9 protein-coding genes are annotated in these 14,814 nt (G+C 53.0%); 7 read left to right on the top strand and 2 right to left on the bottom strand.

What is annotated here, in order from left to right; genetic code table 11:
- Nucleotides 1-103: 103 nt before the first annotated feature.
- Together AB1L42_RS16000 and AB1L42_RS15995 are read right to left on the bottom strand one after the other, a co-directional pair.
- The gene (locus AB1L42_RS16000; RefSeq protein ID WP_367057853.1) at nucleotides 104-1,714 is read right to left on the bottom strand and encodes a DUF5691 domain-containing protein; all 1,611 of its coding nucleotides are present in this window, start codon (nucleotides 1,712-1,714) and stop codon (nucleotides 104-106) included.
- Nucleotides 1,711-3,021 (bottom strand): SWIM zinc finger family protein, encoded by a 1,311-nt coding sequence (locus tag AB1L42_RS15995; protein ID WP_367057850.1) that lies wholly within the window; start codon nucleotides 3,019-3,021, stop codon nucleotides 1,711-1,713. The genes AB1L42_RS16000 and AB1L42_RS15995 overlap by 4 nt, the downstream gene beginning before the upstream one ends.
- A gap of 210 nt (nucleotides 3,022-3,231) precedes the next feature.
- Between AB1L42_RS15995 and AB1L42_RS15990 the strand changes: the two genes are divergently transcribed.
- From AB1L42_RS15990 to AB1L42_RS15960, 7 genes are all read left to right on the top strand, one after another.
- The gene (locus AB1L42_RS15990; protein ID WP_367057847.1) at nucleotides 3,232-4,335 is read left to right on the top strand and encodes a succinylglutamate desuccinylase/aspartoacylase family protein; all 1,104 of its coding nucleotides are present in this window, start codon (nucleotides 3,232-3,234) and stop codon (nucleotides 4,333-4,335) included.
- Nucleotides 4,332-5,204: a dTDP-4-dehydrorhamnose reductase gene (gene rfbD / locus AB1L42_RS15985; RefSeq protein WP_367057844.1), complete on the top strand. Its 873-nt coding sequence runs from the start codon at nucleotides 4,332-4,334 to the stop codon at nucleotides 5,202-5,204. Before AB1L42_RS15990 ends, rfbD begins: the two co-directional genes overlap by 4 nt.
- A gap of 290 nt (nucleotides 5,205-5,494) precedes the next feature.
- Nucleotides 5,495-7,795: a sugar-binding domain-containing protein gene (locus AB1L42_RS15980; RefSeq protein ID WP_367057841.1), complete on the top strand. Its 2,301-nt coding sequence runs from the start codon at nucleotides 5,495-5,497 to the stop codon at nucleotides 7,793-7,795.
- 344 nt (nucleotides 7,796-8,139) lie between these two features.
- The gene (locus AB1L42_RS15975; RefSeq protein WP_367057838.1) at nucleotides 8,140-9,768 is read left to right on the top strand and encodes a DUF1549 domain-containing protein; all 1,629 of its coding nucleotides are present in this window, start codon (nucleotides 8,140-8,142) and stop codon (nucleotides 9,766-9,768) included.
- Between the two features lie 84 nt (nucleotides 9,769-9,852).
- Nucleotides 9,853-11,142 (top strand): DUF1501 domain-containing protein, encoded by a 1,290-nt coding sequence (locus tag AB1L42_RS15970; protein WP_367057835.1) that lies wholly within the window; start codon nucleotides 9,853-9,855, stop codon nucleotides 11,140-11,142.
- A 507-nt stretch (nucleotides 11,143-11,649) separates the two neighbouring features.
- On the top strand, nucleotides 11,650-12,936 hold the full coding sequence (locus tag AB1L42_RS15965; RefSeq protein ID WP_367057832.1) for a beta-ketoacyl-[acyl-carrier-protein] synthase family protein: 1,287 nt from the start codon (nucleotides 11,650-11,652) through the stop codon (nucleotides 12,934-12,936).
- Between the two features lie 385 nt (nucleotides 12,937-13,321).
- The gene (locus AB1L42_RS15960; RefSeq protein ID WP_367057829.1) at nucleotides 13,322-14,623 is read left to right on the top strand and encodes an AMP-binding protein; all 1,302 of its coding nucleotides are present in this window, start codon (nucleotides 13,322-13,324) and stop codon (nucleotides 14,621-14,623) included.
- Nucleotides 14,624-14,814: the final 191 nt, after the last annotated feature.

Below are 14,814 nucleotides of genomic sequence, written 5' to 3'. Positions count from 1 at the left end.
GATGGACTCCTCAAAATCGTCTCTGAAAGAGCAGGGCGGCTCTCTCAATTGTCCGTTCAATAATTTGTCTTCGAATGATGATTGCTTGGCGTCATGATCTGCCTCATTTATCGCGATCTTTGTCCGCCATCTTGTCGAGTTCGCGATAGAACCGCTCTCGCAGCTTGACCCGTTCTTGAAGTTCCTGAATGAGTTTATCAATCGCTGCGGTGTCCCAGAAGTTGCGATTTCCCGAATGTGTGTTCCATGGTTTCATCGCTTCCGGAAATGACTCTCGCGGGATTCCTGCTCCGGCTAATTTCAGGCACGAGAGCCAACTGACGACCTTTTGATCGCTGCGATTTCTGAGAAGGTTACGCACCAAATTCAGAAACAGATCCGAGAACGAGCGGGACCAGGGTGTGGTCAATGTTTTAAGGAGTTCCGAAATCGGAAGAATGGTCGGATCATGAACTTCTCGAAGCGACTTCGTGAGTGCACTCTCTCGCATTTTCTCGGGAAACTTTGCCAGCAGTTCGGAGAGAATCTCACCGGCCAACTCGCGAACTTGTGGCACGTTGTGCTGGAGCATTGCCGTCCAGTAGGTCCACATCGGACGTCCCCACTGGACAACTTCTTCGTCTGCGAGTCCAAACCGTTGAATCGCCCTCGTCCAACCGAGAATCACGACAGGGCCCCAGTCATCGTTCAAGACTCCATTCAAAAGTTGTTCCGGAGTGCAGTCGAAGCGATCGGTCCATGTCCGGGGCGGAACTCGCGAGATGATCCAGTCGAGCCAGTGAGATTTCTGACCCTTCCGGCCTGTCGGGTTCTCGGGAATGCCGTCTGCTTCCCACTCTTTTGGATAAGTTTCAGGAGGGACACATTTCAGCCTGAAATCTTCGTTCGATGATGAAGTCCTCAGAAGAAAGTGCTCGGTGCGAATTTTCATCCGCTGAACGAGTTCCGATTTCGGCAACGTTGCCAGAAGCTCGATTGCTGTGGTCCGCACGTGTTTGCTGCGGTCGTTCAAACATTGAATCAGGAACGGTTCGTCATTCTCATTGAGTTGCTCAGCGAGGTCTTGAAGGAAGTTGTTGCGGTCATTTGCCTTGTCGGAAGCAAACGTCTGTTCCAGCCATTCAAGTCCCTGAGAAGGATCAATCTCTCGGATTTGTCGAAGCACCTGGCGACGCTCTCCGACGGTTCCTTCGTCCCATTGATGCTTCAACTCTTGCGGAGAGATGTTCTCGTCGGCCGTCGACTCCGAAGCAATTGCCCAACTCCAGTCGGGGGTCAATGCTGCCAGCCAACGCCCACGACTTCCGAGGCAGGGTAAGATCTCAGAACGGAGACCTGCCGATTTCGTGTCCAGAGCGGCGGGGAGAATCGCATGGGGGAGAGAGAGATTGGATTCCAGAATTCGTCGACAGAGTTCCGGAGCGACATCGACGAAGTCTTTCGAAAAGGCTTGTTCGAGAAGTTCGCTCGCTGCATCCGACCACGGACAAGCGGAATCGTCGAGATCGGGAGCGATGGCCGGGACGGTATTCGGTTCGATTCCCGCTGCTTCGTAGACGGCTGTCGCGCCCAGTTTGAGAAGGAGCGAAGATTCGGCGGTGAGTGAAGCCTCTGCAATGGAATCACAAACGTCGACGACCGGTCCGTCGTCGGTTTGAGGAGACGGGACAGCTTTGCTTGTTCCGAGCAGCGCTTGGCGAGTCAGTTCGTTCATGTGCACAGACGATACTTTCCGTGAATGATCGCCCCCAGCGGAGTCAGCGAGTTGCCGTTCCACTCGCCGAACAGCTGAAACGGATGTCCTCCAGACTCAGCGAGAAGTTTCCAGAAGTGCGAAGTTCGAACCGGCAGCCCGGAGGCATTCTGATCGCGAACGAACCATTGTCCCTCTTCGTTTGTCAGAGTGACGGAATCGAGCAGGCATGAGCAGGACCCCATCCACGGGTTGAGAGCAAGTTGCTGAGCATAGAAATTGAGAAATTCGTCGATGGTCGCATGACCTTCCGGAGCGATTTGCTCTTCGGCACGATTCGAGTTCGGCGCGCTGATTCGGGCTCTTTGCCGCAAGTTGCCCGGGTAAAATGCGAGAGTGGCGTCGAGAGTTTGACCGGGGACGATCGTTTCCGGGAATGACTCTCCTGAGCCTGCGAATTGAAGGATCAAGGCTTCGCGTTTCGACTTCTTCCCCATCAGCCAGGATCGTTGGCTGCGAAAACGTTCCTCCTCTTCCGTCCGTTGACCGAGAACAAACCACTCATCATGAACCTTCTCATCGTGAGCGTCGATTTCCTCCTGCGACGTCGACCACCCGATCAGTTGCCGGACTTCAGATTGCAGATCCGGTGACAATGTGTCGATACGTTCGAATGCATGAATCAGCAGTTTGACTCGCCCCAGATGGGCTGCAATTCGATCAGGCCAATCAGCACCTTGCCCGACAATTTCGGCACAACTCCAAAGACGTGACGCGAGCCCCTTGGCTTGTGAGTCAACCATTCTGCGTGCTGGCTGATCCCAAAACTCGAACGGCTTCGTCTCCAGGCCAGCGAGTCCTTCTCGCATCAAATCATCCAGCCACAGCGAGAGAAACTCGACACCAGTCTGAACTTTCTGGAAACGTTCTTCGGCTCGTTTGGCTTGAGCTTTTCGGTCGACTGGCTTGGGCGGTTTCTTTGCTGTTTCGGCCTGACGAGCAGCTCGCTCCTGACGTTTTTTGATCCAGTCAGACACCCACTCAGGAGGTGACTCAACCTGCGCACAATCAGGGGATTGAGTGAAAACTGTGAGAAGTGCGAGGCTGTGTTTGCAGGGATATTTCCGACTCGGACAACCGCAAGCTGCTCCAAGATTTGCGAGATCAATTTTGACTTGATAACCGCTCCCGCGACCGAAAATTCCCCACAGAGCAGATGGATCAACTCCGATGTGTTGCCACAAAGCAGGAACAGCGATGGCTTTTGCAGCATCAACCGATTTCTGATCCGGGGCGAAGGTCGCGATTTGCTCGAGAGAGATGGGCATTTCAGTCTTCAGGGTCTAATAGCAGGAAGACCATACTGATTCATCCGCTACCGGCAAATCAAGTTTCCCCTCAACCCGATCGGGCGAATCTTTTGACGGATCTTCAAATTTCCGGCCGGATGGTTGTCAACACATCGAGACAAACACTGGCAGGTGTCGCTATATTGTCGCCTCAGCGAGGGACTGCTTAAACTTTGCAGAAGACGTGCTATGAATTCAAAACCTCTGACGATTGCCCAATGGGGAGAAACTCAGATCCAGCCAGGAGAAATTCGGGATCTGGATCTCCGATTTTCTGAGTCTTACAGCGGAATGGGAGTCGCCATTCCGATTCAGGTCCGACGGGGACTCGAACCGGGACCGACAATCTTCGTTTCGGCCGCTGTGCACGGAGACGAGATCAACGGCACCGGAGCCATCCGGCAACTCATCATGGATCGCTCCCTGCAACTCACCCGCGGCGGACTCATTCTGATTCCCGTCGTGAATGTGCTCGGTTTCGAACGCCACTCGAGATACCTGCCCGATCGCCGCGATCTCAATCGATCGTTTCCGGGAAATCCCAAAGGCAGCCTCACGAGCCGATTCGCGAACTTCTTCTTCGAGCAAATCGTCGGACGTTCGGACTTCGGAATCGATTTGCACACAGCTTCGATTCGCAAAACGAACTTTCCGAATGTGCGCGCTGACCTCAGCGACACGCGACTGCGAGAAGTGACCAATGCTTTCGGCTGCACGTTAACAATCAATGAAGGTGGCCCCTCGGGAAGCCTGCGGCGTTCTGCCTGCGAAGCCGATTGTCCCACATTCATTCTCGAAGCGGGAGAAGTCTGGAAGGTGGAGTCGACAGTGACCGAACACGCCGTCCGAGGCATCCGAAACGTTCTGATTTCTAAGGGAATGATCGAAGGAGACATGATTGACCCTCCTTATCGGACTGTCATCGAAAAAACCAAGTGGGTCCGGGCGGAATCGTCCGGATTTCTCGACTTCCACGTCGCTCCTGGTGATATCGTGACCGCGTCGACAGCGATCGCGACGACGTCCAGTCTGTTGGGGAAATCACGCGAAGTGATTGAGTCACCCGAAGATGGTGTCGTGCTGGGGATGACGACCATTCCTGTGGCTTCACCGGGTGAACCGGTTTGTCACCTGGGACTGGTGAACCTCCACGAAAACCAGATTCATGAAGCAGTGGAGAATCTCCCGGCGGACGGTCTGCAGCAGCGAATTCGCGACGATCTCTCGACAAGTATTTCGATTGTTGATCCTGACCCAGTGGATGATGAAGTTCGACCGGAGGATGAAGAGTGAGTGTTGTTGTCTTTGGCTGTCGCGGTCAACTTGGAACGGAATTGTGCGAGCAACTCGGAACGAACGCCGTCGGATTCGGTCATTCTGAAGTCAACATTTCAAATTCGGACGCAGTCGCGGAGTGTCTCGACAGCGTTCGACCATCGGTGGTGATCAACGCAGCTGCCTACAATAAAGTTGATCTGGCGGAAGACGAACCGGAAGTCGCTTACCACGGAAACGCAATCGGACCACGTGTTCTGGCGATCGAATGCGCAGCCCGAAACCTCCCGTTCGTGCATGTGAGCAGTGACTACGTTTTCGGCGGACGAACAGAATCGAAAGCCTGGACGGAAGAAGATCTCCCGTTTCCGAATAGTGCGTATTCGACAAGCAAACTGGCCGGCGAATTCTTCGTGCGTTCGCTTTGTCCGAAACACTTCGTTGTTCGGACGTGCGGTCTGTACGGAAAAGCAGCCCGGGCTGGAGCGGGGAAGGGCAATTTTGTGGAGACGATGCTTCGTCTCGGTCAGGAACGTGAAGAGTTGCGCGTCGTCGTTGATCAAAACTGCACGCCGACTTCAGCAGCTGACCTTGCAAGCTGGATCATCGCTCTTTCTGAAACCAGCAACTACGGTCTTTATCACGGGACTAACTCCGGAGCGACGACGTGGGCTGATTTCGCCACGGAGATCTTTTCGTTTTACGGGCTCTCGACGAAAGTGATTCCGATTCCTTCGTCGGAATATCCTACCAAAGCTGCACGACCTCATCAGAGCATTCTCAACAGCCACGCTCTCTCACAAGCGATCGGTCAGGAACTCCGACCGTGGCAGACCGCTCTCGCAGATTATCTGGAAGTCCGCAAACTCGAACTCGCTTCTGCCTGAGTTCCGGGAACTCGTGGACGTCGTCCAGCAGTGCGTGACAGCTTCTTCACGCATGATAAAGAAACTTAATTGAATTACGTGAGTTCTCATTGATGTGATGCCGGTTTGCGCCGACAATCGAGAAGAGAGAGGCTCGCCTCTGGATGGCAGCACTTGCGGTCTCTTCTCTCGAAGTTTGCGGAACCTCATTCAATGTGCGATAGCGGTCGAGCAATGATCGCTGCACATTTGATAGCTCCGACCAGACATCTTGCTATAGATGGTCCGGTCACGGAACGGAAAGAATCTCAATGAAGCCTCGACGTATTCATTCGAAAAACTTGTTGATAGCAATCACGCTGTCAGCGATTTGTTTTCCCAGCATCGGATTGGGAGAAACACTGGAGTTGGCGAAGTGGAAATACAATTTCCGCAAACCACGAAACCGCTGGATGCAACCAGATTTTGACGACTCTCGCTGGATGGAAGGTTTCGGAGGATTCGGAACGCGAGAGACACCGGGCCAAAGAGTTTCGACCAGTTGGAATGGCAACGACATCTGGATGAGAAGATCATTCACGCTGCCTGAGGTTCCCGCTCGGCCAGCACTGTTAGTTCACCACGATGAAGATGCTGAAGTCTTCATCAACGGAAAAAAAGTTGCGGACTTAGACGGATACATCACTGAGTATCAGGTCGTTGAACTGGACGATGCAGCGAAGAAGGCATTGAAAGCGGGAGAAAACTTCCTTGCGGTTCACTGCCATCAGACCGGCGGAGGCCAGTACATCGACGTGCATGTGATTGATGCCGACAACGTTCCCGAACTCCCCGAACCAGCCCGCGAAACGAAACCGTTTCAGACGGAATTGATCACCAGCTGGGGAGTGGAAGTCACTCCGGAAAACGCTTGGACCGAATACCCTCGTCCAGCTCTCGTTCGAGATGAATGGCAAAACCTGAACGGCAATTGGAACTACGCCATCACTCCGAAGTCACAACGGAAAGCTCCTGAAAAATGGGATGGTGAGATTCTGGTTCCGTTCCCGCTCGAGTCGAAGCTTTCAGGTGTTCAGCGTCTGCTGGCCTCGGATGAGGCACTTTGGTATCAGCGTTCAGTGACTATCGAAAAGACAGAAGATGTTCGAACTCTTCTGAACTTCGAAGCAGTCGATTACCACTGCGAAGTCTGGTTGAACGGGACCCATGTTGGTGAACACACTGGCGGAAACGTTCCGTTTTCGATCGATGCGACCGATGCTGCCAAGGTTGGCAAAAACGTTCTCGTTGTCCGTGTTGAAGATGCGACCGAAGAATGGCAGTTGCGCGGAAAACAAGTGCTCAATCCACGCGGCATCTGGTACACACAAGTCTCCGGAATCTGGCAGACAGTCTGGGTCGAACAAGTTCCGAAGGCATACATCGCCGATCTGAAAATCCGAACCGATGCAGAGACCGGAACGGTCAGCCTGAAGCCTGTCATCGAGGGAAGTTCCGGAGACAGCAACCAGATCGAAGTTATCGTTCGCGACGGCGGAACCGAAATTCTTCGTGAGTCAGGGACAGCTGAGACTCTCGAGTTGACGATCCCAGATGCAAAACTGTGGTCTCCTTCATCACCTCATCTGTACGACCTGATTGTGAATTTGAAGTCTCAGGATGGCACTCTGCTCGATTCAGTCGAATCGTACACGGGCGTTCGAACGGTCGGGAAGATTCGCGATGCTGACGGCCACTGGCGATTGACACTCAATGGCGAAGTCATTTTTCACTGGGGGACCCTCGATCAGGGATGGTGGCCGGATGGGCTGCTGACTCCTCCCAGCGACGAAGCAATGTTGTTCGACATTGAATACCTCCGTGATGCCGGGTTCAACATGATCCGTAAGCACATCAAAGTTGAGCCACGTCGTTACTACACCTACTGTGATCAGATGGGCATGCTCGTCTGGCAGGACCAGGTCAGCGGAGGGCAGAATCCTCCCTGGACGCGCCTCGAGCCTGAGCCGAATGACGCCGAATGGCCGGAAGAACAACATGAGCAATTCATGGTCGAGTTCGAAGAGATGGTCAGCGCACTCGAATCTCACCCGTCAATTGTGGTCTGGACTCCGTTCAACGAAGCATGGGGTCAGCATCGCACCGTTGAGGTGGGAGAGTGGATCGCCGAACGTGATCCAACTCGCACAATCAACATCGCCAGCGGTGGAAACTTCTGGCCGGTCGGTGACATTGTCGATGCACATGCTTACCCCCATCCAAGCTTCCCATTCGAGCCTGATCGGGATGCGAATTTCGTGATGGTCATGGGAGAGTTCGGCGGCCACGGTTATCCGATTCGTGAACATCTCTGGGATGCCTCACGACGCAATTGGGGCTACGGAGGTCTTCCGGAAAACAAAGAGGAGTACCGAGCACGGTATCTTGAATCGATCCGATTGCTCACCGAATTGAAAGAGCAGGGGATTGCTGCCGGGGTCTATACGCAAACGACCGACGTCGAAGGCGAGATCAATGGCCTGATCACCTATGACCGCAAAGTGATCAAAATTCCCGCTCAGGAACTCAAGAAAATTCACGAACCTCTGCTCGACGATGCTTCAGAAGAGTAATATTCATTGGTCTTTCTGAGCGTCGACTGAATATGAAGCGGAACCACGTCGATTGAGATGGGTTCCGCTTCTTTTCTTTGCACTGATACGCATTCGCATTCTTTTCGACCGAGTTGGTGAGCGTCTGCCGAGCGAAATTCTTTCGGTGTTGATCAGATGCAACACGTCTGAAAAATCCATTCAGTGCTGTCAAAATGCGAAAAAGGAACGTCACGCACATCACTGCGCTCGTTCGCGAGCCACTCTTCAGCAGTTGATTCTCAGAAGGATCAACGTATCGTAATGTGTGAGGTGAGCTATTCTTTCAGCATGGACTGAATTTCTCTCTGACTGAAGAGATCAAGATGCACGAACGCTTTCGACGACTTCGACGACGACTCATTTGCTACTTGGCGTGTTTGTCGGGAGTTCTGCTACTGGCCAGTCAGTGCGTCGAAGCGGCCCCTCCTCGAAAAAAGAAGGCCAACCCGGCAAACCGGTTGCCCGCCCTCAAAGAGTCAGAGGACAAGCTGAAATTTCTGGAACAGATCCGCTCCAGTTTTCCGACGGTCAGAAGCCGACGGACCTCAACATATGGTTCCTCTGATCTCGATGAACAGCTTGAGAAATACATCTCTCGAGAAACGAGAACGCCACTTGCACCGATCGTCGACGATGCGACTTTCGTGCGACGTGTTTACCTCGACGTCGCTGGACGATTTCCGACTTCTGACGAAATACAACAATTCGTTTCGAGCTCTGCACCGGACAAACGTTCGGTTCTCATTGATGAACTTCTTGAGACCGAAGAGTTTGCCCGCAAGTTGGCCCGGTACTGGCGAACGGTCGTCTTCTCCGAATCAAACGCGAATCGCAATTCCGTCAATCCTCAGGCATTTGAAGACTGGCTGTTCGAAGAGTTTGATGCCGATTCCGGTTGGGATCGGATGGTGGGCGAGATGGTCTCCGCGACCCCGCAACGTAAGAAAGATACGAAGCCCCAAGACAATGGCTGGCATCAGGATCACGGACCCAACAATTTCGTGCTTGCGAATGAGCGGAAGCCGGAGTTGATTGCCTCTGCGACGGCGAGGTTGTTTATGGGAATCAGCATCGGCTGCGCTGAGTGTCACGATCATCCTTTCGACAAGTGGAAGCGAGAGCAATTCCATGAGATGGCAGCGTTCTTTTCCCCCGGTCGGTACTACATGACCGACCAGTACGATCCCACGAAAAAGTCTGTCGTCGAAGCGAAGTTTCTTCTCGGTGAGAAGCCACCGAAAGTGCTGAAGCCGGATCAACGTCGCGTCGCGGGAGCTGCGTATCTCATCTATAACCCGGACAACTACTGGTTCGCACGAGCGTTCGTGAACCGCGTCTGGAACGAATTGCTAGGCGACGGGTTTTACTCCGTGGACAGCCTGGGGCCGGACAAAGAGGTGATGCATCAACTGGTGGTGAACCGCTTGGCTGCGTCATTCCGGTACGAAGAGTTCAAGCCGAAATGGCTCTATCGAACCATTCTCAACTCACGAGCGTATCAGCGTGAGACACGCACGGTTGAACGCCCAGAGGACTTGTTCACAGCGGTCCGTCCGGCACGGCTGAGGCCCTATGAAATCTCAGACAACGTGGAACAACTCGTGGGAGAAAACAAAGGGCTTTCGAATGCGATCAATCGTACGTTTGAACAAGACCCGTCCATTCCCCAGCGTGACCTGGAAGGCAGCATTCAGCAGGCTCTCCTGATGATGAACAACGGGACGCTGAACAACAAACTCATCAACAGCCCTCTCAAAAAGCAGTTGATGAAAATTCAAGACTCGAAAGCGCTGGTGACCGAGGCCTTCGTGAGCATCCTTGCTCGTGAGCCGACCGATGAGGAACTGTCTCGGTATCAGGAGTACCTCAAGGCTTCCAATAAGCGAAACGAAGCGGTCGATGACATTCTGTGGGTGCTTGTGAACTCTTCAGAATTCATCACGAAACGCTGACGAATAGTATTCCACTGAGAGCCAGAGTTCGCCATCGCATCAAACAATTGAATCGTCCTCGCTGAGAGAAACGTAAGACCTGATATGAATAACAACCTGTTGCACGTCAATCTGAATGCCGGTGGCGACATCACACGCCGAAACCTGCTCCGCCTCGCTGGGGGCGGCTTTGCATCTCTCGCAGGCGCCGGATTCTTAAAGTCGCTTGGAGTTAATGCCGAGGAACTCAAACGTCAGGGACGGTCATGCATCATGGTCTTTCTGAACGGTGCCCCCAGTCAGATGGAGACATGGGACCCGAAGCCCGGTCATGAGAATGGTGGACCGACTAAGACGATTCAAACAGCCCAGCCGGGAGTTGAATTCGCGGAATACTGGCCGAAGCTCGCAAAGTTGGCGGGAGAGTTTTCCGTCATTCGAAGCATGAAAGGTAAAGAAGCCGCCCACGAACGTGGTCGTTTTCACCTGCGTACCGGTCATCGCTTGCTCGGACCGACTCGTTTCCCCCACTTTGGTTCTCTGGTGGCTCACAAACTCGGCGACCCGGAATCCGACATTCCGAACTTTGTGAGTCTGGGGAATACCGTCAGCTCCGGATTCTTAGGAGTGGAAGTCGCTCCGTTCATCGTGGATCAGGCAGGGCAACTTCCCGCGAATGTGAAGGCCATGCAGACCGGACCAAGGCAACAGCGACGAATGGAATTGCTATCGCTTCAAGATCAGGATCTCGGAACTTCCGGAGCGAAGCGTATTGCGCATGAACATCAGGAGTTGTACCGCAAAGCATCGAAGCTGATGACGTCATCCCGGCTAAACGCATTCACATTGGCAGGAGAGTCGGACAAAACAAAGCAGTCTTACGGAAATCACGCCTTCGGAAAAAGTTGTCTTGTGGCTCGTCGATTGGTTGAATCGGGTGTTCCATTTGTGGAAGTTCAGCGAGGTGGTTGGGACATGCACCAGAGTCTTTGGCAGAATATTCCAAAGACAGCAGGAGAAGTTGACCAAGGGGTGTCGGCGCTTTGGGAAGACCTGAGAGACCGTGGGCTTTTGGAGAAGACACTGGTCGTTTGCCTCGGCGAATTTGGCCGGACTCCCAAAATCAATCAGAAGACTCCAGCTGTCGGTCGCGACCACTGGGCAAAGAACTTCAATCTTTTGATTGGTGGTTCATCAATTCGCGGAGGCGTGTGTGTTGGTCAAACCAGCCCGGATGGCCTCGACATCACTGACCGTCCCGTCAGCGTCGAAGATCTGTTCGCGACGCTGTGTACGGCGATGGACATGGATCCGTATGAAGAGCTGATTACCCCCGAAGGTCGACCGCTCCAGATCGTCAGCGAGGGATTCGAAGTCTCGGAAATCCTTTCATAGTCGACAGTTTTGTCGGCTTCTGAACGAGATTCCTGTTTTATTGAAACCGGGAAACTTTTGCTCAGTTATTGACTTTTCCGGGGTTCTACACTCTAATTTCATTGTGGACATTCTCTGTCGTTGAGGGGTCAACGACGGGATTTTCGACAGCAAGTCTTTCAGGCCACTTGGTTTGAGAACAACTTTCCGTCAATGTCGACAACAAGAAATCAACATCCACAGCGGTCGAGGGGTCGAACGCTGTGAAAGTCTGCTCAGAAGAGCGTTGTTCTCCGAAGAGCTCGTGGATTTTTAGCGATATTGGGACAAGCGACAGTGGGATTTCGTCGCTTCCTCCAGCAACTGGTACGCAGATTCCTCGAATCTCGCAAACAATCTTCGAATGATTGAAGTTGTGAGAGTTACGGATTTCGGGTCTGCGTGACTCATCGCGGCGGTATATGCATTCCGATACATAGATCAGGAAGATGGTCGGATTGTGTTCCGTCGGGAACAAGAGGTCGAGCTATGATGGCTGGCAAGAAAACACCTGGCGTCGTCATTACCGGCGTCGGTGTCGTTTCACCGGTCGGTATTGGAAATGAACGGTTCTGGAGCAATCTAGTAGCCGGGCGTTCAGGTATTGGTCTATTGCGATCGGTTCCCTCTGAGAGCCTTCCGTGCAAGCTCGCTGCTGAAATTCACGATTTTGACCCGCTCGAATATGTCTATCAGAAGAAATTTCTGAAAGTCATGTCACGGGACATTCAGCTGGGCGTTTCCGCTGCATCTTTGGCAATGAAAGACGCCGGGCTGGGCAACGGACAAATGGATCCCGAGCGCCTCGGAGTTGAATTCGGGGCCGGGCATATCTCATTCACGCCAGACGAATTGGCTGAAGCCGCTCGCGACTTTGGAGATCCCACCAATCGCAAAGGGTACACCCGCTGGGGTGAAGACTCGCTCGGAAAAATCGCGCCACTTTGGATGCTGCGACAACTTCCGAACATGCCTGCCTGCCATGTTGCCATCGAGCACGAAGCAGCTGGACCGAACAATACGATCACAAGTGCAGATTCTTCGATGATTCTCGCACTTCAAGAAGCTGTGCGTTGTATCAATCGTGGTCATGCTGACGCGATGATCGTCGGAGCTTGCAGCTCGAATATTCATCCGGTGGATATCGCACGAATCAGCCTGTATGACAATTTGTCTCGACAGGTCGATCCCGAAACCGCTTGCCGCCCATTCGATCTCGATCGAGATGGAACAATTGTCGGTGAAGGGGCTGGAGTTGTCGTCGTGGAACGATACAGCCACGCGATTGCTCGCGGAGCCGACGTCTATTGTGAAGTTCTTGGTGTCGGGGCTGGCTGTGACGGTCGCGGATACGAAAACGGATCAGGTGGACGTGGCTTAAGTAACGCAATGACCGCTGCTTTGAAGCGATCTGAGATTTCACCAAGTGAGATCGGTCACATCAACGCACACGGCAAAAGCACGCTTCGAGACGATTTTGTCGAAGCCAAAGCCTATCACCGAACTCTGGGTGATGAGGGTGGTCGAATTCCTGTCACTGCTTTGAAGAGTTACTTCGGAAACTTCGAAGCGGGTTCGGGAGCAGTCGAACTCGTCGGCAGTATTCTCGCCATGAAGCACGGCGAAGTGCCTGCGACTCTCAACTACAAGCATCCAGATCCGAACTGCCGATTGAATGTCGTGCGGGAGCCGCAACGCCTCCGCTCTTCTGTCGCCATGAGTGTGAATCGCACTTCAATGGGACAAAGTGCAGCAGCCATTCTGCGAGCAGTTTAACGACGGCAATTGCGACCAGGAATAATGGGATTTCTTTAGCTGGTCATTCACTGTCGTCGTCACCGTTTCATTCTTTCTTCATTGTCTCAAGATCTCTCCAAAGTTGGATTGAGAGCCCTTCATTGCATGACGATGAGTCGTTGTTTCAACGAAAGGCTTCTTTCGGTTGCTGTCGAAAGAGAATCTCTTCAGAATCAGCTGAGCTGGACAAATTTCACGCTTACGTAGCAATCGCCCAAGCTCGAATCATTTGATGCGAGCCGCCTTTCATAGTGCGAAGTGCCCGCGCAACTAGGTGGAAAGTGTCTTAGCGTTCCCAGGCATCACGAGGCATGGCTGGGACAGGTTTTCGTTGCAATCCAAGACTTGGCTGATTGAAGAATCAATGGTTGACCCATTTCCGGAATCCTGGTCGCGCTCGCAAATTGAGAACAACCAGTCGGAGCGTCTGCGTGCATTGGTGAAGTTGGTTTCCGAGACGAACCCGTTTTGGAAAGAGCGTTGGAAACGTGCTGGCTTTGACCCCTCTTCATTTTCCGGGCTGGAAGATCTCTCGCGGATTCCGCTGCTGACCAAGCAGGAGTTGGTCGACGATCAAAACAGTAACCTCCCTTACGGTCGCAATCTGACTTTTCCAGTCACCGACTACTCGCGATTGCATCAGACCTCCGGAACAACTGGCAAGCCGATGCGCTGGCTCGACACGCCGGAGAGTTGGAACTGGTTCATGGAGTGTTGGTCGCAAATCTATCGATTGATCGGTGTCACTTCCGAAGATGTCTTTGCGTTTCCGTTTTCGTTTGGTCCATTCATCGGGTTCTGGGCAGCGTTTGAAGGTGCGCAGCGGCTGGGAAATCTCTCGCTGACAATGGGAGGGATGACCAGTGAAGCCCGGCTGAACATGATTCTCGAATTGGAAGCGACAGTCATTTGTTGTACGCCGACGTACGCACTGCGGTTGACCGAAGTCGCTGAGGCGCGGCAGCTTCCGATTTCCGAATCTTCGGTTCGATTGATCGTTGTGGCTGGCGAACCGGGCGGGGCGATTCCAGCGATTCGCAACCGAATTTCATCAGCATGGAATGCCCGCGTCATCGATCACTGGGGAATGACAGACATCGGTTCACTCGGAATTGAACCGATTGATCGTCCCGGCCAACTTGTGATCCTCGAAAGCGAATGCATCGCTGAGATACTCGATCCGGAAACGCTCAATCCCGTGGAGCCTGGGGAACTGGGCGAACTCATTCTCACGAATCTGGGCCGCACAGGGCAGCCGGTCATTCGTTATCGAACCGGGGACCTCGTGAAACAGTGCAAAGAAGTCCCCGAAAGTGGATGCCAATTCCTTTCTCTCGACGGAGGAATTCTCGGCCGGGCTGACGACATGGTGACGATTCGTGGAAACAATGTCTTTCCGTCGAGTCTGGATGCCATTCTTCGTGAGATCCCCGGTGTCGCTGAGTACATGATCCGCGTCGTGACCCACCGATCGATGCCACATATGAAGGTCGAAATTGAACCCGTTGTTGAACAAGCTGACGAGGGCTCTGTTCGCAAACTCACGACACTCGTTCAGCAGCGGATCAAGGATCGCCTCAATTTTCAGGCCGAAGTCGTTCCAGTCGGTGTTAACGAACTGCCGCGGTTCGAACTCAAAGGGCGTCGATTTCACCGGGAGAGTTAGAACGTCTTCTCGCTTGCTGAAGGCTCATTCGATTGGACATCGTTGATAGAATGTCACGTATTGCTGAGGGAGAATTCGCTTCGTTGACTGATCGAACAACGATCCGTTTCGGGAATGAATAGAACTCTCAATCTCGGTTTGTGTTTGATTCGATGAATGCTCGCGAACTCGCTACGATCTGGAGAAGCGAA

The organism is Thalassoglobus sp. JC818 (genome assembly GCF_040717535.1).
GTDB lineage: Bacteria > Planctomycetota > Planctomycetia > Planctomycetales > Planctomycetaceae > Thalassoglobus.
The sequence above is the reverse complement of the archived record's forward strand: the minus strand, read 5'-3'. Positions and strand labels throughout refer to the sequence as shown.